Annotated in this window: 15 protein-coding genes; 6 read left to right on the top strand and 9 right to left on the bottom strand. The window is 50.7% G+C overall.

Going from position 1 to position 21784, the window contains the following annotated elements; translation table 11 throughout:
- From bcsA to KDM87_RS09340, 8 genes are all read right to left on the bottom strand, one after another.
- The gene (gene bcsA, locus KDM87_RS09305) at positions 1-2100 is read right to left on the bottom strand and encodes a UDP-forming cellulose synthase catalytic subunit (RefSeq protein ID WP_230407682.1); all 2100 of its coding nucleotides are present in this window, start codon (positions 2098-2100) and stop codon (positions 1-3) included.
- A 59-nt stretch (positions 2101-2159) separates the two neighbouring features.
- The gene (bcsQ, locus tag KDM87_RS09310) at positions 2160-2927 is read right to left on the bottom strand and encodes a cellulose biosynthesis protein BcsQ (protein WP_212678831.1); all 768 of its coding nucleotides are present in this window, start codon (positions 2925-2927) and stop codon (positions 2160-2162) included.
- The gene (bcsP, locus tag KDM87_RS09315) at positions 2924-3559 is read right to left on the bottom strand and encodes a cellulose biosynthesis protein BcsP (RefSeq protein ID WP_212678832.1); all 636 of its coding nucleotides are present in this window, start codon (positions 3557-3559) and stop codon (positions 2924-2926) included. Before bcsP ends, bcsQ (KDM87_RS09310) begins: the two co-directional genes overlap by 4 nt.
- Positions 3560-3605: 46 nt before the next feature.
- Entirely contained in the window at positions 3606-4097 is a 492-nt protein-coding gene (bcsD, locus tag KDM87_RS09320) for a cellulose biosynthesis protein BcsD (protein WP_212678833.1), read from the bottom strand.
- 477 nt (positions 4098-4574) lie between these two features.
- Positions 4575-5342 (bottom strand): cellulose biosynthesis protein BcsQ, encoded by a 768-nt coding sequence (gene bcsQ / locus KDM87_RS09325; RefSeq protein WP_212678834.1) that lies wholly within the window; start codon positions 5340-5342, stop codon positions 4575-4577.
- 41 nt (positions 5343-5383) lie between these two features.
- Complete coding sequence (gene tldD, locus KDM87_RS09330; RefSeq protein ID WP_186896729.1) at positions 5384-6844, bottom strand: metalloprotease TldD; 1461 nt, start codon at positions 6842-6844, stop codon at positions 5384-5386.
- A 124-nt stretch (positions 6845-6968) separates the two neighbouring features.
- Positions 6969-7766: a carbon-nitrogen hydrolase family protein gene (locus KDM87_RS09335; RefSeq protein WP_212678835.1), complete on the bottom strand. Its 798-nt coding sequence runs from the start codon at positions 7764-7766 to the stop codon at positions 6969-6971.
- Entirely contained in the window at positions 7763-12061 is a 4299-nt protein-coding gene (locus KDM87_RS09340) for a YhdP family protein (RefSeq protein ID WP_212678836.1), read from the bottom strand. The genes KDM87_RS09335 and KDM87_RS09340 overlap by 4 nt, the downstream gene beginning before the upstream one ends.
- 278 nt (positions 12062-12339) lie before the next feature.
- On the opposite strand from KDM87_RS09340, the gene glnE reads away from it, so the two are divergent.
- From glnE to KDM87_RS09370, 6 genes are all read left to right on the top strand, one after another.
- Entirely contained in the window at positions 12340-15090 is a 2751-nt protein-coding gene (glnE, locus tag KDM87_RS09345) for a bifunctional [glutamate--ammonia ligase]-adenylyl-L-tyrosine phosphorylase/[glutamate--ammonia-ligase] adenylyltransferase (RefSeq protein WP_212678837.1), read from the top strand.
- A 268-nt stretch (positions 15091-15358) separates the two neighbouring features.
- The gene (locus tag KDM87_RS09350) at positions 15359-17728 is read left to right on the top strand and encodes a TonB-dependent receptor (RefSeq protein ID WP_230407683.1); all 2370 of its coding nucleotides are present in this window, start codon (positions 15359-15361) and stop codon (positions 17726-17728) included.
- Between the two features lie 75 nt (positions 17729-17803).
- A complete protein-coding gene (locus KDM87_RS09355; RefSeq protein ID WP_212678838.1) occupies positions 17804-18982 on the top strand; it encodes an alpha-hydroxy acid oxidase in 1179 nt (392 codons plus the stop codon).
- A 13-nt stretch (positions 18983-18995) separates the two neighbouring features.
- A complete protein-coding gene (locus KDM87_RS09360; protein WP_212678839.1) occupies positions 18996-19679 on the top strand; it encodes a Fe2+-dependent dioxygenase in 684 nt (227 codons plus the stop codon).
- A 36-nt stretch (positions 19680-19715) separates the two neighbouring features.
- Positions 19716-19988: a PepSY domain-containing protein gene (locus tag KDM87_RS09365; RefSeq protein WP_212678840.1), complete on the top strand. Its 273-nt coding sequence runs from the start codon at positions 19716-19718 to the stop codon at positions 19986-19988.
- A complete protein-coding gene (locus tag KDM87_RS09370; protein ID WP_329604915.1) occupies positions 19972-20517 on the top strand; it encodes a cytochrome b/b6 domain-containing protein in 546 nt (181 codons plus the stop codon). The genes KDM87_RS09365 and KDM87_RS09370 overlap by 17 nt, the downstream gene beginning before the upstream one ends.
- Positions 20518-20746: 229 nt before the next feature.
- Here the strand turns inward: KDM87_RS09370 and KDM87_RS09375 are convergent, their stop codons facing one another.
- Positions 20747-21766 carry a serine hydrolase gene (locus KDM87_RS09375; protein ID WP_212678841.1) on the bottom strand — a complete coding sequence of 340 codons (1020 nt, stop codon included), beginning with the start codon at positions 21764-21766 and terminating at the stop codon, positions 20747-20749.
- Positions 21767-21784: the final 18 nt, after the last annotated feature.

Raw genomic sequence — 21784 nt, forward strand, 5'->3', positions numbered from 1 at the left:
CTAAGCGCTTTTTCCTAAGTATTGCCTCAACCCGGCTCCGAACCGGATAAAACCACGCATACTATGAAAGGCAATTTCTTTTAAACCATTCAAAGGATGATCCAGATCGCGCTCCTCAGACCAATTCAACCAGACATCAGCGCGACCAATTGTGCAACTGATCAGATCCATCTGTTGCTGTAAACTCAGATCCAAAAATTGCAGACTCAATAAATTCTCTTTTGAGAAAATGACTTTCGATGGAAATAAACATTCCCCATTCGTGCCATACAGCGAAATCATTGCCTCTTGGCCTTTCTCCATTTTGAAACCTTCAGGTACTTTGAGGGACATGCCACCCATAGAAAAATCCTCGGTCTGACAAACAAAGGAGTGTCCATTTGGCAAGCGCAATGTGGCGCTCAATTCTGCACGGACGCGGTGGGAGCGCCGTACCTGTTTGGACTCGGTTGCCACGGCAAGAGTCGCGCCAAGAATAACCAGGTTATAAATCGTCCATAACATGTTCAGCAAAACCGTATCGAGCTCATAGCTATTCCACCAGATAGCCCGCCCGATACCAACGATGAAACCTAAAATATTCAAGGCCAGCATCACCAGATAGGGTTTAGAAATCACCCAGTCAAAGTGTTCCTCTTCAACTAAACCACCTTTGGCAGTAACGTTGAACTTACCTAATTTAGGATTAATCAACGCCACCATCGTTGGCCGGAAGATATACCAGGCAAGGGTTGCCTCATAGACTTCTGCCCAGAATGAATGCCGGTGAGCGCCCTGAATACGGGAGTTGGTCAAGTTGGCGTGCAGCAAATGCGGCAACGAATATGCCGCAATAGAAATCGCCGACGCCTTGATGATATGAACTTCAAAAAACAGATACGAAATGGGCGCCAACAGGAACACCATGCGCGGCAGGCCGTAGAAAAAATGCAGCATCGCATTGCTGTAGCAAAGTCGCTGCCCAAAAGTCAGCCCCTTACCTAACAAAGGATTATCCACCCTGAAAATCTGTGCCATTCCACGCGCCCAGCGTATGCGCTGCCCCACGTGCGCGGACAAACTTTCGGTTGCCAGCCCCGCCGCTTGCGGCAGTGCCAGATACGCCGTGTTATACCCGAGCCTTTGCATTTTTAATGCGGTGTGCGCATCTTCAGTCACGGTTTCAACGGCGATACCACCAATCTCTTCGAGATAAGTACGCCGCAAAATTGCGCACGAACCGCAAAAAAAAGTCGCGTTCCATAAATCATTTCCATCCTGAATCAAGCCGTAAAACAGCTCGCCTTCGTTGGGTACATGTCGGAACGTATGCAGATTTCTTTCAAATGGATCTGGTGATAAAAAATGATGGGGCGTCTGTATCATCGCCAGTTTCGGATCAACCAGAAACCATCCCATCGTGTATTGCAAAAACGAACGGGTCGGCATGTGATCGCAGTCAAAAATCGCGACAAATTCACCGGTAGTGCGCTTCAGCGCAGCGTTAATATTGCCCGCCTTGGCGTGGTTATTATCGGAGCGCGTAAAACACTGGACACCGATAGTCTCAGCGAACTCAGCAAATTCGGGGCGCCGTCCATCGTCCAGAATAATGATATTCAGTTTGTCTTTAGGCCAGTCTATGCCCATCGCCGCCATGACAGTAGGTTTGACCACAGCCAAATCTTCGTTATAAGTCGGGATAAACAGATCAACAACCGGCCAGCTTGATGTATCGGTCGGCAAGATGACCGGTTTGCGCCGCAAAGGCCAGGCAGTTTGCAAATATCCCAGCAGCAGCACCAGCCACGCGTAAACTTCTGCGAGGATCAGTACCAACGCAAAAAACAAATCGACCAGATTTTCAGTATCGATTGTGTAGTTAACCCGCCAGTAAATATAACGGCTGGTTGCGCTGACAGAAAACATCACCATGATCAGTGAAATCAGCGTTCCCGTGTATCGGCGTAAATACATCGCAGTGGAAAATATCACTGCCGAGAAAAAGGTCTGGTATGGTAACTCCATTGGAATACTGATCGAAATCCAGAACAGCACGGCGGCAACAATCAGCGCCAACACGCGCGGCAACTTCGAATTCCACCCGGACCAGTTAACCATCAATCGTCCAAATTCATTGAGCCGGCCGTATAAATATCTGGAGTTCAGTATTGAGCGCATTAATCGATCAGTCCAAAATTTTCCTGCAGCCATGCAGCAAGTTGCTGCACATCATGTGTTGCTGAACTGTGTTGCGCATAGTAAGAAACCGGCATCTGGCACGCCAGTGCCTCACTCACGGCTTCATCCTTATGAATCGTGGAAGGCACAAATTTGTCGCCCAAGGTTGTCCGCAGCATGCCATGGACATCACGACATAATTGTCTTGATGCATCCATTTGATTCAAGACGTAACAGTAGCCGAGAAAATCTTTTCTTCCTGCTGTGTAATATTGAATCAGGGACTCAATAGAAGGGATAGTCGAATAGGAAGCAGCGTCGGGCTTCAGCACAACCAGCCCGATATGTGCAACGCTGAGCACTTGCTGCAAATAAATGCTTGGACCCGGCGGTGTGTCAATTAAAACGATGGTCTCTGGCCCCAGAAATAAATTCTGTAAATGAGAAAGCAACCAATCCGGATTTCCCCTGACCGCATCTTCAAATACCGCGCGCTGATCTTCCTCCACCGTTCCGTATGGTAAAAAATCAACGCCATAAGTGCTTTGGTACAACACGTGCGACCAGCGATCATCAGCCAGATTGCGGATTGCAATGCCAGAAGCATCCTCGTAGGGTATTCCGAAATGCAATCTCAGCGCATTCTGAGGATCGAGATCCAACACAACCACCTTAGCCCCCATGCGCGCAAGCGATGCCGCGAGGTTAGCCGTGACCGTTGTCTTTCCTACCCCTCCTTTGGGAGAAATGACCGCAACTATCCTCATGATTTGAAGATTTTTTTGAAAAAGGAATTCACTGAAGTATCGACGGTTTTAGCTGGCTCCGGTTGCTTAGCCAGTCGTTTAAAAATGTCAGAGACAGCTTGGTCTTTATCTGCATGAACAGGTAAAACTGCTACTTTTTCCTGAGAGGCCGATCCGTACCCTTTCGCACTCATTGTATCCACAGGCAAAGGGCGAAACAAACTGCTGCTTTGTTGCAGTTGCTCATCCGTATGAGGTAACGTAACTTTTGGCTGACGCTCAGATCTGAATAAGCTTGCAGAACCGTTGATCTGTTCAGGGGCAGCAACGACTGCCCCTGTCGGTGTCAGGTCTTTTTTTCTGCCGAAAATATCACTCGTTCCTTGATAACTGCTACCGATACTTTCTTTTAACACTGGCTTACGATCAATTCCGGGCATAATTTCTGGCCTTATTGATGGCGGGACTTGCGGTGCCGGGAGTGGCTCCATGTCTTCGGACATCGAGTTATCAGGAATTGCGTGTACCCTGACATCGCGCAAAAGCGGCCAGCGCATTTTAGCCTGCTCGCTTTCGACATCACGATTTATCTCTTGGTATGCTGTCGCTGGTTGCCCAAACTTTTGAAAAAGATTTTTAACGTCATCATCCATAATCTTTACAGCCCTTTTCAATACTTAATACTTCTTTATCCGACAATCAACGACGTGTGAAATATGTCGGCTCATCGAGCTGTTTCTTTAATTCAAAAACAAACAACTGACCATCTTCTAAAGCATCACCGCGCTGCCTCAAGCAAAGCGATTTATCCATCCCGAGGTTATCAAACAGCTGCGCATAAACACCTTCGAGTAGCGCAGATGACCATACCAGTGCGTCCTCACCAAAAGCCACTTTTAACGGAGAAGCATGGTGTTCAACAACGAGACTCTCCGCTTGCTCTATCAGTGCCACCCAGCCCCAATCAATTTGCGACCAGTGAGAATTAATACTATCCTCAAGTGCTTGCAAACTACTGCCATTGGGCGCAGGAAAAGCCGCTGCCATCGTCCGTCCCATCTGATACATAAACGCACGTAAATCAGACACCTCGCCTTTAGAGGCAAACTCAGCAGAAAACGCAGCAAGAAATGTTCTCCATTGATTCGAGCACTGTTGAGACTCGTAATACTGCAGGTTTTTCTTCAACATACTTAAACACTTCCATTCATTATTTTGCTGATCTTTCTGCACCCGGCATCTGAAACCAAACCAAGTTCATCGGCTGAAACTTTAACACCCACCAGAATTGATCGTCTAGCGATACACAGTAAACAAATGTCAACAATTTATAACTAGGAATATCCAAACATCAATGCAGAGTCATTTTTTCTCAATAAGTTTCAAAGCAAAAACATTTGTTTGCGATAAATCAGAATTCATCAGAAGTAAATAATCATTTCATTTACTTACAATTACCCGCCATTTGAACATGGCAGATGACAAAAAACATTGTTACATTAATAATTAATTGATTTTTATTTTCTGATAGCTCGCTTATATGGCGTAACTATCCATCTGAGCTGGCAAACGCTAGATGGTTTTCACGGAGAATATCTTCAGGCGCAGAACGGAGGTCATCCAACCATCCACTCAAACAGAGGAGAAAAGAGGAGGAAATTTATTCATTCAATGAGATTTCGGGGCGCGCAAAAGCAACCAATCAACGACAGACTGTATTTTCTTTGTGGCCGGATTATCAGGGCGATAATGCAAAAGCGGACACTCGTAGGCTAAAGCTTCTTCAACTTCAGCATCTTCCGGTATCACCCAAGGCACCATGCGCTCACCTAATTGCGTGTGAAACAGTGCTAATACATCTTGCGCCAACTGCCGCTTCGCCGATTGATTAATCACATAGGCGGATCCTGTAATCTGCGCGCTTGGCGGCCTGTAGGCAGAGATCAATTCTTCCATCTCAGGTAAGGTGGAGTAGGACGCCGCGTCAGCCAATACCACGGCAAGAACATAATCTGCGGCATGAATTGCCTGCTTCAGATATACGGAAGGCCCAGGCGGGGTATCCAATAACACGATCGCGTTTTCCGACAAATTTGCTTTTTGTAACTTACCGCGCAGCCAATCGTCTTGTTTTTCCAGAATGCTCTCAAAACGCTGACGCTGCACCTCTCCTCCACGTCCATAAGGAGAAAAATAAACGTGATAAGGGCTGGCATGTGTCACTCCTGCAAGTCTGGTGCGTGTACCGGTCAATGCACTGATCCCCTTGCATTCGTTCTGATCCAGCCCGCCGAGATGCCATTGCAACGCATTTTGCGGATCGAGATCAACCACCAGAGTGGGGTGACCACGCTGCGCAATACCAACCGCAAGGTTGGCTGATAGCGTAGTCTTTCCTACGCCACCTTTTGCTGACACGACAGCAATCACAAACATGGGGCGTCGTCCTCAATCAAAACCAGAAACCAATCGCAAAATTACGCAGTCCCACCGACGGTCAGGCCATCAATACGCAGACTCGGCTGACCAACTCCCACCGGCAGACTCTGACCTTCTTTTCCGCAGACACCAATACCGGAATCAAGACGTAAATCATTACCGATCATAGATACATGATTCAATACTTCCGGTCCGTTACCGATCAGTGTTGCGCCTTTCACCGGGTAACTAAGCTTACCGTTTTCTATCATATAGGCTTCACTAGCAGAAAATACAAATTTGCCATTGGTGATATCAACCTGACCACCGCCAAAATTCACCGCATATAAGCCATTTTTCACTGAAGCGAGAATCTCAGCCGGATCTTTATCTCCGGCCAGCATATAGGTGTTGGTCATGCGCGGCATAGGCAAATGCGCGAACGACTCTCGCCGGGCATTCCCAGTGACGGCCATCTTCATCAGGCGCGCATTCATCGTATCCTGCATGTATCCCTTGAGTATCCCGTCTTCAATCAGCGTACTGCATTGGGTAGGATTCCCCTCATCGTCGATATTGAGCGAACCACGGCGATGTTGCATCGTGCCATCATCAACGACAGTCACCCCTTTTGCGGCAACGCGTTCACCGATACGGCCAGAAAACGTACTGGATCCTTTGCGATTGAAGTCACCTTCCAGACCGTGCCCTATCGCTTCATGCAACAACACTCCAGGCCAGCCTGGCCCAAGCACAACTGTCATCGGTCCCGCCGGCGCAGGACGGGCATCCAGATTCACCAGAGCCGATTTCACGGCTTCATCCGCGTACTGTTCAAGCAAGACATCGGAAAAATAAGAGTAATCATAACGACCACCGCCACCACTGGAACCCATCTCACGACGACCATTCTGCTCCGCGATCACGGTCAGGGAAACGCGCACCAGAGGGCGGATATCTGCCGCCAACGCGCCATCACTACGGGCCACCAGAATAACGTCATACTCGCCAGCCAGCGATGCCATCACCTGTACGATGCGCGGATCTTTTGCCCGCGCAATTTTTTCTATACGCTCAAGCAAACGCACTTTTTCGTTTGCGTCAAGAGAATGCAAAGGATCATCTCGCAAATATAAATCCCGTCCCTGAATTCCGTGCAAAGCAGAAGCCACTTTAATCTTGCCAGCGCCCTGAACTGCAATCGTTCTGGTTGCTTTGGCTGCGTCAGACAACGCCTTTTCAGAAATTTCATCGGAGTAAGCAAAAGCGGTCTTATCCCCTGAAACAGCGCGAACGCCAACGCCCTGATCAATCGAAAAACTACCTGTTTTGACTATACCTTCCTCAAGACTCCAGCCTTCGCTGCGAGTAAACTGAAAATACAGATCAGCATAGTCCACACGGTGAGTGAACATAGAACCAAGCACTTTCGACAATTTATGGTCGTCCAGGCCAAATGGCGTCAATAAAATGTCGCGAGCAATCGCAAGGTGGTTCAAGGCTGAATTTGAAGAACTCATAAAGTAGATTAACCAATACAAAAGAATGCAATATATGCATTGTAAAACAACTCAGTGACGACAACAGTATCCTGATAACTTACACTTGAAGTTGAACCGTCCTGAGAGGTAAGCAGGGAAGAAACTATAATTTCCGGTGTTGCAACGCGGGCAGGCTGGCGCGGATCTGCTGCAGAAGTTCAGCATCAATTTCACCGCTGACCATACCTTCGCCTTCCGGCAATTCTGCGACGATCTTCCCCCAAGGGTCAATCAGCATACTATGTCCCCAGGTGCGACGCCCATTCAGATGTTTGCCGCCCTGCCCCGATGCCAGAACGTAACACTGATTCTCTATCGCTCTGGCGCGCAATAGAATTTCCCAGTGCGCCTGACCTGTGGTGTAAGTAAAAGCAGCAGGAACAACGATCAGAGAACAAGGCCCCATCGCACGGAATAATTCCGGAAAGCGTAAGTCATAGCAAATAGACAGACCAACCCGCCCGGCGTCGGTTTCAAATGTTGTCACCTGTTCCCCGGCGGTAATCGTGCGCGCCTCTTCGTAAGACTCCTCGCCTTTAGAGAAACCAAATAAATGAATTTTGTCATAGCGGACGCGCTGCACGCCCTGCGGGTCAAATACCAGTGTCGAATTCATGACTTTGCCGGCTTCAGCTGACTGCAACGGAATTGTGCCGCCGATGATCCAGACCTTCAATGAGCGCGCCATCTCCGCTAAAAATTCCTGCATAGGGCCGCTACCGGCTGGTTCCGCGATCGCCAGTTTGTCGGTATCCTGCAAGCCCATTAAAGGCCAGTACTCCGGTAACAACAATAATCCGGCACCCTCGCCCGCCGCTGCGATCAACAAGCGTTTTGCGGTTGCCATATTGTCGGCCAGAACGTTGGAAGAAACCATCTGTATAGCTGCAACTTTCATCATTCACCTTTCTTGGCATCTTGCACGCGATGCTCACCTGCAACGTCCTGATTGTCCTGACGTTCAATTTTTTTCACCAGAGGATCTTTCCACGGGCCACTCACCATATATTCGAAGGTGAAAGCCTTTGCCAGCGGTTCACGTAAGAACAATTGCGCCAGGAAAGTACCCAAGCCGATCACAGGATTGACCGCCAGCCCATACACAACTGACGCTGCACCGGCATTGATAACAGGAATAACCACAACATGCAATTGCTGAGATTCATTCACGATATCAGCGTTGCCAGCCATCACCACCGTCGCATTCACTCCGCGCATTTTCAGATTATCGGTACGCGCCACACCCTGCAGAATTTGTGCGCTGCCGGTAATCGCATCAAAAGCGAATCCCTCAGAAAATATATCCCGGAAATCGAGGGTCAGACGTCGTGGCAACGACTGCATACTCAGCACACCCAGCAGCTTTGCGGCTCCCGGATCGACCTTTAAAAACTGCCCGGCGGCCAGATCAAGCTGGACCTTGCCACTCATGCTGGGAATATCCATCGCATAAGGCAAACCATTCCATTTCACGTCACCGTCGAGACGTCCGCGTCCACCGCGTACGACATTCGCAAAACCCAGCCTGTCCAGCAATTGCCCGGCGTTCGCAATATCTAGCACGTAATTGAGTTGAGTCACGCTATTCCCAGTGCTATTCCCGGTGCTATTCCCGGTGCTATTCCCGGTACGATTGCCCCAGCGTCCGGTCGCCCTGAGTTCCGCATCCGGATTTTTCAGTAACACCTTACTGAGCAGCCATTCATTCGAAGTACCACTCATCTGATTACTGGCTTGCAGCTCTAATCTGCCCAGTTTTTTGTTGAATAACTCAACATTATCCGCAACGATATCGAGCCCCGGGATCTGGGTACTGCTCCGCTTTTCATCGAACAAATCACCAGCATCGCTTGCCGCCGTTTGCGGGATAATCAGCTTGCTTAACCGTGCCGTCACGGTGCCCGGCCCCGATCCCACTCCCGCGGCGCCAGCTTTTGCGCTGCCGTCATTCCAACTGATATGACCCGAAACCTGGCTGGCATCAATATTCGCCTGCCAGAGATCATTGTGATGAGAAACGCCCATCACGACATGATCCAGTTGCTTGCCCATGATATGCAACTGACCGGTTTTTAATGCCAGTGTGCTGACGTCCAGATACGGTGCAATATTTAAAGCGGTGATGCCCTGTACCACTTTGCCAGCAGCGCCGTTCGGCACAGAAGTCGCTGTATTGGTATTCGGCACTAACGTGCCGGTGGAACTTGCGCTCAAGACGCTGCGCCACTCATCAACATGCAGTACGTTCGCTTCAATATTGACCGCCACCCCGCGCAAAGGCTCAGGCGCAGGTAAATTCACACCGATACCGCCACGCAAGAGCTGCCAGTTGGCCTGCTTATCGGTGCTTTTCTGACGTACATATTTTGCATGCACCGCATTGCCAAGATGAATCCGCAACTCATCCTGCAAAACACCGCTGTCAGCTGTGTTCTGTGGCACCAGTTCGATGCGCAAGGGCATCACTTCTGTCGCATTTTTTTTCAGAGGTGCGGGAAAATTGAATGCCATTCCCTGTAAATTCGATTCAATCACGATTTCCGGTAATTGCTTTTTCACGGCGATCGTTGCGATGTAGCGGCTGGTACCATCTATCTTGATCTGCTCGCGATTCGCTGCTGGCAGCATCTGCCGCAAGCCCTCACCAGTGACGCTGCCATCAAGCCGGACGCGAATACTGTTATCTTTTTGCGAGCCGCCGCTGATCACAATTGGCCCACCCAGCGCAGTTCCTTTCAGCGTCCCGAGATTAACACCGCGCTCGTTAAATTCGAGTTTGCCGTTGACGCCGGTGACCAGTGGAATGCCGGGTTGCAGCACCACGTCATTATTGGCAAACTGCAGCACGCCGTTGACTTTGGCATCAATCATGTGTCGCAACGGTAATTGCAGCTTTAATGTTAAACCGGCGTTCGCGCTGGCTTTCGATTCCGCCAGAAAATGCCCCAACCAGCCATCGACAGGACTGGCGCTGACATAAGCCAGCATGGTCTGCAGTTGCCCGCTGGCGTTGCCATCGATATTCAGAACCGATCCCGCACTTAATAAATCGGGAATCACCGCTTTCACCTTACGCAGATCAGCGCCCAGGGTTTTCGCCGTATCGCCGTTAATTTCCATTCTGGCGCGCTCAAAGATGAAATTCCCTTTGATGTCGTCGATGACTGGCCATAAAGGTGCTTTGCCACCTTCCGCCAACTCACCTGCAGTGAAATCCAGTTTGCCGCCGCTCAGATTACCTCTGACCAGAAATTCACCTTTGTTTCTGGAATGAGGTTCACTGGCTGAAAATGGGAAATGCGCGAGGTCGCCGCGAATGCGCACGGTAACATCGTCAGCGCGCCCATCAAGGATACTTTTCGTCAGCCAATGACGTAAATCCGGCTCGGCGACCGTAGGAATATAGCGATCCAGCTGTTTCAGATCGAAACCATCAAGATGCGCGGTTAAATCGACGTCACCGGGCTGCGGCTGTGCCGATGCACGCATAGACATAATGTGTTTACCAGATAAAGTGGCGTGCATACTCTCCTGCACCATATCCATCTTATTGATCTGAAACATCAGCTTGTCGTCGGCTTGAAATTTCCAGTTTGCCTGCATTTGCAAACGGTTAAACGGCATGACCGGATCAATGAAATAGCTGGCAAGGCGCAAGGACAAGTCTTTTGAATCCAGCAAAAATGCCCCGCCTCGGTCACTGGCATCAACGGTACCGGATAAATTTTCAAAGCCAGGAATCGCCGGAACCGCTGCTTTCGCCGGTGTTTTTGTAGTTTTGGCACGAGCTAACTGGGCTGGCTGTGGCTGCATGGACAAATTGATAAATTCGCCCTTCACTTTGTAGGCCGCGACATCCGGATAAGTCCCTTGCCACGACGCGGAGAATTCTTTTAATTGCCCCTTGGGCGCAAAATCTGCCAGCATCTGCCGCTGATCTGCGGGTAAAGGCAGATGTCCGGCAAAATTGGCCAGAATTTGCAAATCAAGAAATTTGGCATACAACTCAACCTTCGCTGGCTGATTTCCTATGCCGGGGGTAAAACTTTCCCTGATAGTGGTTGCGGGCATGACCGCACCATCTCTGGCTTTCATGTAAAAATCGGTCAGTGCAATCGTGTGTCCCGCTTTGCCGAACAAAGATGGCAGATACTTTTTCCCCAGATCAGCTTTTTCACTGGCAGTCACCCGACCACGAATTTCTGCCATATCCAGCTCAGGCAAGTCTTTGGCAAATTTCCCCTGCACATCCGCGAGTTTCAGGTCGGCGCTGACATCAGCAACGCGGCCGCGATCGAGTCGCAACCATGATCTTACTGCGCCATACCCCTGACTGATATCGGCCGGATAATCAATATACGAGCGCAATGCGTGCAGGTCGGTACTTTGCAGATCGGCATACAGCTCACCGCTCCAGTTAGAAAAATCCGATACTTGTCTGCTGAATGGCGGATGCTGCAAATCGCCGCGAATATCGATCGGTGCGGTCAGTGCCGCAGGCGGGGTTGCACGTAGTGCAAACTGATGATGCTGCCAACGATTGCGCAAAATCAGACTGACATCATTGAGCTGTAATTCCGGTGCCTTACGTGCCTGGTCATTCCAGCGCAACAAGCCTTGTTTAATCACAATCTGATGCTGCGCCAACACCCAATCGAGGCCTTTGCCGTCGCTCTTCTTTTTCGGATCGATAAAAAACCCACCGATATACAATTTGCCATCGGCATCACGCTGTATATCGAGTACCGGCTGATGCAGCTCGATGTTGTCGAAGCGCAGATCAAGCAACGCCAGACTCCACCACGACAGCGTCGTCCTGACTTCGGGCAAACGCAAGGCCGCTTTGCCATGCTGATCAAGCATCTCTACATTTTGCAATACCAGCTGCGGATTCAGCCCTTGCCATGACGCCTGCAAAGACGCCATGTGCAATTCGCGGCCGATCGCACGACTGACCATCGCTTCCACTTCCGGCTTGTAATCGGCAACATGTGGCAATACCAGATAGCGCAACACCAGCACGAGGATGCAGAACACAAAGTACAGCAATAAAGCGGCGCGGAAAACGAAGCGAATGCTGCCACCGCAAGCGGCAAAAGTATGCGACGACAGCCGACGCCAGCGCGAGCGCGCAGGCAATACTGGCTCCTGATCCGGGAGCGCGGATGGCTGAGAGGCGGGAATATCCGTTTTCATTTAAGCAATGACACTATTCTGCCGACAAGGCGCTGGTCACTGGATATACCGCTATTTTCAACATACCCCCCTATATTTTTCTTGATTTCGCCCAATTGTCCGCAGAAACATTGGGCTTTAAATAATACTCCCCCGGAGTATATTTACGCCTTCCAGGAGGAACTTCACACTTCTTTGATTAACACGCCCGCAGCCGATCAACATGACTTAGAATCGAAGCAACGCCGCAACAAGAATTGCTGCCACACCACGACACCGCGCTTTTCCGACGACTGACTATGACTCTCACGCCACCCACCCAAGCTGACATCCCCGATATTCTGCATGCATCGCGCTTTTTGCAACGCTGGCTACAAGGCGGCAGCGACCGTCAGGCAATGTTGGACGAGATTTCAAGATTATCCTTGACCCCGGCAATTTTTGCTCAGATTTTACAAAAAGAAATTTCATCTGGCGCGACACTGAACAAAGCCATGCGTCGTTTGCGCAACCTCGTCGTCTGCACTCTGATCAAGCGTGATCTGTGCGGCGACGCTGATATGCACGAAGTGGTGACGACCATCAGCGAATTTGCCGACTTCGTGGTGCAGCAGCATCTGGCCGCACTCAGCGCTGAAATGCAGAGTTTATACGGTACGCCGACCGGGGAAGACAGCGGCCGCGTGCAGGAAATGATCGTACTCGGCATGGGTAAGCTGGGCGGCTACGAACTCAATGTGTCGTCGGATATTGATCTGATTTTTTGCTACGCCGAGGATGGCGATACCGTTACCAGCGACAGTACGCAACGCAGTCTGTCGAATCACGAATACTTCACCCGCCTCGGTAAAAAGCTGATTGCCGCTATTTCTGAAGTGACCGAAGACGGTTTCAGCTTCCGCGTTGATATGGCATTGCGCCCGAATGGTGCCTCCGGCCCGCTTGTTGCAAGCTTTGGTATGGTTGAGGAATATTTTCTGATTCAGGGTCGCGAATGGGAACGTTACGCCTGGGTCAAAGCGCGCGCCATGACCGGCCATGCAGACGATATTGCGACGCTGGAAAAAATCATCCGCCCGTTTGTCTATCGGCGCTATCTCGATTATGGCTCGATTGATTCGCTACGCTCCATGCATGCGCAGATCCGTGCCGAAGTGGTACGCCAGGAAAGCAAACATCCTGAACGCAGCAACAATGTAAAGCTGGGGCGCGGCGGCATCCGGGAAGTGGAATTTCTGGCACAGGTATTTCAACTGATACGTGGCGGCCGCGACACCAGCCTGCGTGACCGCTCAACCCGCAATACCTTACTGACGCTGGCTGAAAAAGGGATACTCGACACCCGGATGGTGCAGCAGTTAATTACTTCCTACACTTTTTTGCGGAATCTCGAACATCGTTTGCAATATCTGGATGATGCGCAAACGCATACCTTCCCGGCGCAAACCGAAGACCAGTTGCGCATTGCACAGATGATGCGCTGCCAGAGTGTGGAAGAACTGCTGGCGCAATTGCAGCCGCATCGCGCCTTTGTCGCGGAACAGTTCGACGCCATTTTCAAAGACAAAGCAGACAATAGTACGGAAGCAGCCCAATACCTGCTGACAGCCAATCTCGGCAGCAGCGAGAGCGAAGAATTACTGACATCACAATTGAGTAACGCCGGTTTCCATGAGGCGGGCGATGTTGCACGCCGACTGATCGCCAGTTGGCAGTCGGGAAAAATACAGAGCTTGTCTGAATCCAGCCGCAATAAAATGATTGCGCTGATCAACAATGCTTTGCCGCAGATTGCCAGACAAGAAGAAATGCAACTGGCTTGCTGGAACCGTCTGCTCGATTTTCTCGAAACCATTGCGCGCCGCTCGGCCTATCTTTCCTTACTCACCGAATATCCGCATGCGCTGGCACGCGTCATCCGCATGATGGCAGCCAGCGACTGGGCCGCCAAATTTTTGACCCGCCATCCCATTCTGCTGGACGAACTGCTCGATGAATCATCGCTGCACCAGCGTCCTGACTGGGGCAGTTTTGAGCAGGATCTGCAGCGCCAACTCAGCCAGCACCAGGGCGATACGGAACGCCAGATGGAGACCTTGCGCGAGCTGCACCATGCAATGCAATTCCGCTTGCTGGCACAAGATCTGGAAGGCCAACTCAGCGTTGAGCATCTGGCGGATGAGCTCTCGAAACTCGCTGATTTGATCGTAGCGGCAACCATACAGGCGGCATGGGAAACCATCGCCAGCCGGCATCGCGAAGTGCCACGCTTTGCCGTCATTGCCTACGGCAAACTGGGCGGTAAAGAACTCAGTTACGCGTCGGATCTGGATGTGATTTTTCTGTACGATGATGACGATCAGGAAGCCCCCGGCAATTACGCCAAACTCGCGCAACGCTTCATCACCTGGATGACCAGCCACACACCGGCCGGCATATTGTTCGACATTGATATCGCGCTGCGCCCGGATGGTGCGAGCGGTTTATTGGTGTCTTCGCTAGCCTCATTCGCCCGTTATCAGGAACAATCCGCCTGGTTATGGGAACATCAGGCGCTGACCCGCGCCCGCTTTTGCGCCGGCGACAGTGCGATCGCACAGGAATTTGAACGTATCCGCGATCAGGTATTGCGTCAGACCAGAGATGCCGCGGCATTATCGGAGGAAGTCGTCAGCATGCGTAAAAAAATGCGTGACGCCAACATTAACCGCAGCGAATTATTCGATCTCAAGCATGACGCTGGCGGCATGATCGATATCGAATTTATGGTGCAGTATTTAGTGCTCAGATATGCGCACCAATATCCGCAACTGACTGCCAATATCGGCAATATCGCCTTGCTGAAACTCTGCGGCGAGCTCGGTCTGATTGATGCCGATCTGGCTGGACAGACTGCAAAAGCCTATCGCTGGCTGCGTAAATTGCAACACGGCATCCGCCTGCAAGGCGAAGACCGTGCCCGCATTGCCATCAGCAAAGTTACTCAGGAAGTGGCAGCAACGCGGCAATTATGGGCGTCGCTGTTTGGCGACGACATCCCTCCGGCATAAATCCATCTCTACAGATACAGGGCACAGCCGGCATCGCAACGCTTTGCCCTGTATCTGGCTCCGACAGATATCCGTCGGTATTTCCTCTAGCATGCGTTGGCGCGCCCCCTTCAAATCTAGCAACTCAACGTATCAGCGCCAATACCTTGGCAGACACTCGTTAACTGAAACAAGTAACAACAATGCAAATGAGACTAATTCCTATTTACATTCATTAAAATGTTGTTTACACTACGCGCAAACCTTTAACCTCAACCAGGAGCACACCTTGAGAAATAAGCAAACGCGCCAGCCAAATAGCCTACGCACCAATGACACGACATTCATTTCCATGAATAAAACCAGCATTGCTATGGGCATTTCCACCGCGATGTTTATTCCATTAGTGGCGATGGCGCAGACAGCACCAACAAAACCAGCCGATGACAAAACGCAGGCACTGCCAGAAGTACAAATTTATGGCAAAGCACTGGATCCGAACCCGAATGCAGAATCAGGCGTCCCTTACAAAGCAAAAACATCTGGTGATTCCCGTCACACTCGTCCGCTGGCTGAGACACCACAAACCATCTCTGTCATTACTAAAGCCGCTATCGATGATTCCGGTCTGACTGAACTGAAACAGATTCTGAGCGCACAGCCTGGCATTACCCTCGGTACCGGTGAAAATGGTAACGCCTTTGGCGACCGTTACATCATCCGCGGTCAGGAAGCGCGTAGTGACGTATTCGTTGACGGTCTGCGTGACCCAGGCATGACGACACGTGAAAGTTTCGCGATTGAACAATTAGAAATTTCCAAGGGACCAAGCTCCAGTTTTGCTGGCCGCGGCAGCGCTGGTGGTGCGGTGAACGCCATCACAAAGCAGGCAACTTTAGATAAAGATTTCTCCAAAGTCTCTATCGGCGCAGGTACTGATAATCAGAAACGTGTGACTGCCGATATTAACAAAGGCTTTGGCGATAACTTCGCTTTGCGTGCCAACGTTCTCTACGGTGATGAAGGTATCCCAGACCGCTCTCCATCAAACCGCAATCGCAAAGGTGTGGCGCTGTCTGGTCTGTGGGAAGCGAATGAAAATCTGTTTGTGACGCTGGATTACTACGGTTTGCGTACCGAAGATAAAGCACCGGATCTTGGTTATTATCTGGTTGGCACCGTGCCCGACCGCGTTCCGGCAAAAAATGTTCCAGTGTATGCGCAAGCTAATGATTTCCTCAAGTCGGATGTTGATACGCTGACCGCACGCGTTAAGTGGAAAATCGCACCGGCACTCACGCTCAACAGCCTGACACGTTATGGCAAATCAGGTAATTCCTATGTCACGACCGGCGCATCCAGTGCAACCCGTTACGATGGCGCGACTGGCAAAGCGTACACGACAGGCGTGCTGGATGGTGGGCATACCGGCTGGCAAGACGTTGACTATTTCGCGCACCAAAGCAATCTGCGCTGGGATAAAGAACTGCTGGGTCTGAAACACGAATTCATCTTCGGTGCAGAATACACAGATCACAAAGTGGTTTCTGGTAACTTTGCCGTCAGCAACAGCGGCGCTTTTAACTGTAAAACAACCGCGGGTATCGGTGCGAATAATGGCTTTTGCTTTACTGATAGCAATGGTGTCCCCGTCAGCAACCTGAATACACTCGCTGGTCGTAACGGCACCCGTCAGGGCTGGACACAGAACTGGCAGGTAAAAACGATCGCACTGACGGCGATGGATACCGTTGATCTGACGGATCGCTTTACGGCATTTGGTGGCTTGCGCGCCGATTATTTTGACCTGTCACTGATCCGCCGTAACAATACAACCGCCGCGATCACTGGCGACTACAGCTACAACGACACGCTGGTCAACGGTCACCTTGGTCTGAGCTATAAAGTCACGCCAAAACTGATCGTTTACGGCAGCATGGCAAGTGCGCAGGATATCAACGGTGGTGAAGCCGATGCCGGTACCAGCAGCGGTTACGGTGGCGCTGTCTTGTATCAGAATCAGATCGCAGGTGCTAAGCCTGAAACCTCGATCAATCTGGAACTGGGTGCAAAATGGAATCTGTTTGACGACAAATTGCTCGCAACGGCAGCGATATTCCAGACCAAAAAATCTGACGTGATGGAAGGTGCCAATTACGACACCATCGGTACATTCAACACGGGTAAAAATCGTGTACAAGGTATCGAGTTTGGCCTCGCTGGTGACGTAACTGAAAAATTGTCAGCGCAAGTCGGCCTGGCAATACTCAGATCGAAAGTGCTGGACTCTGCAACCGCATCGAATATTGGTCGTCCTTTGAGTAACTTTGCAGAAAAATCATTCTCTGCACAAGCGAAGTATCAGTTGACAAACGCATTCTCGTTCGGCGCTACTGCCCGCTACGAAAGCGATCGTTGTGGTGGTCAGCCAGACACTGCGGCTGGTTACACAGCGACAGGCTATTGCTCACAACCGGTGCCGTCATTTGCAGTCTATGATGTCTTTGCTGCGTATCGTTTTTCCAAGAAACTGGATCTGCGCGTGAACGTATTAAACGCCACGAACAAGGACTACTACACAGCGGTTTATCGTTCCGGCTCATTCCTGTATAAAGGCGATGCCCGTGCAGTCCGGTTAACGCTGAACTATGAAATGTAAGCTCGCTGCAAAAACCAACATCAACGCTACATAACGTTCGATACAATGTCGGGCACTTGCCCGACATTTGCTGATATGACTAATACCACCACACCGGCGCAAGCTGCGCTCAGCACTATTCCACCGGACATACGCTGCGCACAGGATTACGAGCGTCTGGCGCAACAATTCATGGTGCTCCCCCACTATGAATATGTTGCCGGTGGCTGCGGTCGCGACATCACTGTCGCGGCAAATCTGAATGCCTTCGCACTATGGGCGATTTATCCCCGTCTGCTACGAGACGTCACCGCTGGTCATACCAGGCTGACGCTGGGTCAGCAAACTTTCCATCACCCGGTTTTCATGGCACCGGTCGCATTTCAGCAACTCGCTCACCCAGCCGGAGAAATAGATACTGCCCGTGCCGCACAGGCAATGCAAAGCTGTATGGTCAGCAGCACGCTGTCATCTGTACGCATGGAAGACGTTGCCACTGTCGCCAATAATGGTGGCTCGCCGCGCTGGTTCCAGCTGTATTTTCAGCCCCAACAAAATGACACACTGGATCTCATCAACAGAGCCGCCAATACAGGCTACAGCGCCATTGTTGTCACTTTAGATGCATCAATTCAGGCTGCAAGCTTACGCGCGCAACGCGCCGGTTTTCGTATGCCACCGGGTTGTGTGGCAGCCAATCTGCGCGATCATAGTGCACCTGCGAGCATCACTCTCAGCCCCGGTGAAAGCCGCGTCTTTCAGGGCATCATGCGTGACGCGCCAACCTGGAAAGATCTTGAGTGGCTGATGACTCAGACATCGCTGCCGGTCTGGGTAAAAGGCGTGTTACATCCTGACGATGCACGCGCACTGCAAAACATGGGCGTGGCTGGCATCATCGTCTCGAATCACGGCGGGCGCAGCCTGGACGGCGCCCCTGCCAGTCTCGATGCGCTGCCAGCCATTCGTGCTGCCGTCGGTAGCAGTTTTCCCTTGTTGCTCGATAGCGGCATACGCTCTGGCAGCGATATATTCAAAGCCCTGGCATTGGGTGCAGATGCCGTCCTCATAGGCCGTTTGCAAATGTACGCACTGAGCGTCGCCGGTGCTCTGGGCGTCGCCCACATGATCAAGCTACTGTGCGAAGAACTCGAAATATGTATGTCGCTGGCTGGTTGCGCGACACTGAAAGAAATCAATCGCGGCGCGTTAGTGCGATGCGGCGCGTCGGCCACGTCCACGGATTGCCCGCCTCACGACAACAGTCACGAATAAACGAGATGAAATTATGCTGATTACTATTGATAACGTATTGAGTAAGGATGAAGTAAAACAATTTCGCCACCATCTGGATGCAGCGGAATGGAATGACGGTACCAAAACAGCAGGAACGCTGGCGCGGAATGTCAAACGTAACGCGCAGATTGACGATAATTCAGAAGTTGCAATCAGTCTTGGTAATCATATTCTGCGTTCGCTTGGGAATAATCCGCTGTTCGTCTCGGCGGCGTTACCGCGCAAAATATATCCACCAAAATTCAATCGCTATGCTGACGGTGGCACTTACGGCACGCATGTGGACAGCGCGATCATGCAGATACCCGGCACAAATCTGAGCCTGCGCACCGACTTATCAGCCACATTGTTTCTGGCCGAGCCGGATGAATATGAAGGCGGCGAGCTGGAGATCGAAACGGAATTCGGTGTGCAGGCAGTCAAACTGGAAGCCGGCAACATGGTGCTGTACCCATCATCCAGCCTGCACCGCGTCATGCCGGTCACTGACGGTGCCAGAGTCGCTTCATTTTTTTGGATAGAAAGCCTGGTTCGTGACGAAGGCGAACGTGCGATGCTGTTCGATCTCGACCAAACCATACAAAAACTGACACCAGCAATTGCTGCAAACGATCCTCGTTTGCTCAGTCTGACCGGCGTTTACCATAATCTGCTGCGCCGCTGGACGATTACCTGAATAACCGTTTCACATTACCTTCATGAAGGAGTTTGTATGATATCGACAATCAAAAAAATTATTCCACTGCTGCTCGCTTTTTCAGCCAGCTACGCCTCTGCTCACGGCGACGTGAAGTGCACAACACAGCCGAAATCGGAATGGCGACCACACACAGAATTGCACCAGAAACTGACCAAGGAGGGCTGGGTCATACGCCGCATGGAAATGACTTCAAGCTGCTACGAAGTCTATGCCAAAGACCCGCAAGGCAAGCGCATCGAAGCTTTTTTTGACCCGGTGACATTCAAGCGTGTTGAAGAAAATTAAGCAGCCAGTCTGGGATCTGCCAGTCCGCCTGCTGCACTGGCTGTTAGTTGCAACGATCACAGCAGCCTGGATCAGCAGCCATCGTACTGGCGCAGCGCACGAATACATTGGCTACGGTGCTGGCGCTATCGTTTTGCTACGGTTGCTGTGGGGATTTACTGGCAACCGTTATGCCCGCTTCACGCAATTCGTTCGCCCAGCCCCACTGACGCTGCAGTATCTGCGTGAAGTGATGCAAGGTCACGCAGCTCGCTACCTGGGACATAATCCTTTGGGCGGATGGATGGTCATTGCATTGCTGAGCTGTGTCGGTTTGCTCGTTGTCAGCGGCTGGCTCACGACCACCGATTTGTTGTGGGGCTATGCCTGGCCTGTGCTGTTACACACCACCATCGCCTGGACCTTAATCGGATTGATTGCTTTGCATATCAGCGGCGTCTTGTTTACCAGTTGGCAGCACCATGAAAACCTGATCGCCGCCATGCTCACTGGGAAGAAAGCGCCTGCTGGCGACGATGATATTGAGTGACATCTCAGTAAGGGCACTGTAAGAGCAACGAACACAGTGTTAGCGTCTGAGCTCGCGACAGCTGAGCCCCAAACATATCGATGATGCAATCCAGATGCGTGGAAGAAGAGGGAATAATCAGCAATGACGGGTGAGAAACATCAGCGGATATTTGATGGCATCACAGACAAAAAGACGGTGATGCCATCTGTGCTGATTTCAATTAAATCAGCATTGCCGAGGTACAGCCTCAGACTTGCGGCTTAGCACTTTCCAGCCATTTTTTAATACGGCCAGCATCTGCTAAACGAGAGTATTTTCCCTTGGAATCAAGGAATACCATGACGATCGCACGACCTTCTATCATCGCCTGCATTACGAGACAGCGACCTGCCTCTGCAATGTAACCGGTTTTTTGTAAACCGATTTCCCATGCAGGATTCGAAACCAGCTTATTCGAGGTACCGTATTCAAGCTGACGACCACCAGGGTTGACCACATATTTAGAGTCGGTTGAATACTCGCGAATGACAGGATGCTGATATGCAGCATTAACCAGCTTGACCAGGTCTTTTGCACTCGCACGGTTCTGGCTCGATAAACCACTGGAATCAACATAGTGCGTTTCCGACATTCCCAGTTGGTGCGCTTTCGCATTCATCGCATTGACAAAGGCGGGCAAGCCACCTGGGTAATTCCGCCCCAACGCCGATGCAGCGCGATTCTCTGAACTCATTAAAGCGATATGCAACATATCTGAGCGCGACAACTTCGCACCTATCTTCAGACGGGAGCCAGTTCCCTTTTCTTTATCGATGTCGTCTGTCGTGATTTCTATCAGTTCATTCAAATCCTGATTCGCTTCGACGACAACCAGACTCGTCATGAGTTTGGTAATGGAGGCAATCGGCAAGGATACATTGGAATTTTTTTCAAACAAAACCTTGGAACTCGCCTGATCAACCACATAGGCAACATTTGACTGTAATGCTAAAGGATCGTGTGAATGATTGAGCCCCACCGTATCGCCAACACTGGGTTTTTCTGGCACCACAGGTGCCGCAGCAACACGTTCAGTAATCACCCTGCGTTTACCGTTAACAACGACATAACGTTTAGTCGTTTTCGCAGCGGCTGTTTTGACCACTTTTTTGTGAACAATATATTTCTTATGCGAGGTGTGTTTATGTTCGGTCGCCTGCGCCGATAAAATCGTGGCGGGAAACAGGCTCACAAAAGAAAGAATTAAAGCTTGACGGGCAAATTTCACTGTCACTAACTCCTATTA

The organism is Cognatundibacterium rivi (assembly GCF_018139565.1).
GTDB lineage: Bacteria > Pseudomonadota > Gammaproteobacteria > Burkholderiales > Burkholderiaceae_D > Undibacterium > Undibacterium rivi.

Coding starts and splice junctions, on each gene's coding strand:
- bcsA (WP_230407682.1), bottom strand. CDS start 2,100: ATGGTTAACTGGTCCGGGTGGAATTCGAAGTTGCCGCGCGTGTTGGCG.
- bcsQ (WP_212678831.1), bottom strand. CDS start 2,927: ATGAGGATAGTTGCGGTCATTTCTCCCAAAGGAGGGGTAGGAAAGACA.
- bcsP (WP_212678832.1), bottom strand. CDS start 3,559: ATGGATGATGACGTTAAAAATCTTTTTCAAAAGTTTGGGCAACCAGCG.
- bcsD (WP_212678833.1), bottom strand. CDS start 4,097: ATGTTGAAGAAAAACCTGCAGTATTACGAGTCTCAACAGTGCTCGAAT.
- bcsQ (WP_212678834.1), bottom strand. CDS start 5,342: ATGTTTGTGATTGCTGTCGTGTCAGCAAAAGGTGGCGTAGGAAAGACT.
- tldD (WP_186896729.1), bottom strand. CDS start 6,844: ATGAGTTCTTCAAATTCAGCCTTGAACCACCTTGCGATTGCTCGCGAC.
- KDM87_RS09335 (WP_212678835.1), bottom strand. CDS start 7,766: ATGATGAAAGTTGCAGCTATACAGATGGTTTCTTCCAACGTTCTGGCC.
- KDM87_RS09340 (WP_212678836.1), bottom strand. CDS start 12,061: ATGAAAACGGATATTCCCGCCTCTCAGCCATCCGCGCTCCCGGATCAG.
- glnE (WP_212678837.1), top strand. CDS start 12,340: ATGACTCTCACGCCACCCACCCAAGCTGACATCCCCGATATTCTGCAT.
- KDM87_RS09355 (WP_212678838.1), top strand. CDS start 17,804: ATGACTAATACCACCACACCGGCGCAAGCTGCGCTCAGCACTATTCCA.
- KDM87_RS09360 (WP_212678839.1), top strand. CDS start 18,996: ATGCTGATTACTATTGATAACGTATTGAGTAAGGATGAAGTAAAACAA.
- KDM87_RS09365 (WP_212678840.1), top strand. CDS start 19,716: ATGATATCGACAATCAAAAAAATTATTCCACTGCTGCTCGCTTTTTCA.